This window comes from Bacillus cereus group sp. BfR-BA-01382, assembly GCF_022663475.1.
Lineage (GTDB): Bacteria > Bacillota > Bacilli > Bacillales > Bacillaceae_G > Bacillus_A > Bacillus_A thuringiensis_S.
Window position 1 is genome coordinate 1 of record NZ_JAKUFQ010000369.1, and the last position, 267, is coordinate 267.

Consider the following 267-nt stretch of genomic DNA (forward strand, 5'->3'; position numbering starts at 1 on the left):
CGAAGTTTATAAAAATAAACAGTGTATATATATGTGCAGTCCTACATTCTCTATCCTCACTTTCGGTTCATCTCTCTTTTATGAGAAGGCAAAAGAAATTTTAGAAAATCATGAAAAAGAATCAATAAAACAAAAAGCATACGAAAATGAATTGAGAAAACAAAAAGCATATGAGGAACAATTGAATCTAATTTTAAAGAAACAGACTATTATTAATATGTTTGATTTTCTACGTTTCTATGAACTAGCTTTCATAAAAAAACATTT

The 267-nt window shown here is 26.2% G+C and carries 1 pseudogene; it reads left to right on the plus strand.

Features of this window, described 5'->3' with window-relative positions:
- Positions 1-31: 31 nt before the first annotated feature.
- Positions 32-267, plus strand: a pseudogene (locus MR160_RS34365) (hypothetical protein); the annotation flags it as partial.